The following is a 271-nucleotide window of genomic DNA, read 5'->3' as shown; positions in this document are numbered from 1 at the left end:
GCTGGCCCAGGCCAACCAGGTGCCGCAGGGCGTGCTCAGCCTGCTGCGCTGATCCGCTTACTGATCGACCTCCGGGCGCTGCATGACGCCGCGCCCGGATCCTGAAACACGTTCCACCTTCGCCAAAGGAAATGCACCATGGCACAAGTCATCAACACCAACACCATGTCCCTGAATGCTCAGCGCAACCTGAGCACCAGCGGCAGCTCGCTGGCCACCACCATCCAGCGCCTGTCCTCCGGTTCGCGCATCAACAGCGCCAAGGACGACG

The 271-nt window shown here is 63.8% G+C and carries 1 pseudogene; it reads left to right on the top strand.

From position 1 onward, the window contains the following. Positions 1–138: 138 nt before the first annotated feature. A pseudogene (locus PEM_RS10070) lies at positions 139–271 on the top strand (flagellin); the annotation flags it as partial.

Source organism: Stenotrophomonas sp. Pemsol (assembly GCF_003586545.1).
Taxonomy (GTDB): domain Bacteria; phylum Pseudomonadota; class Gammaproteobacteria; order Xanthomonadales; family Xanthomonadaceae; genus Stenotrophomonas; species Stenotrophomonas sepilia.
This window is presented reverse-complemented; position numbering and strand designations above follow the sequence as displayed.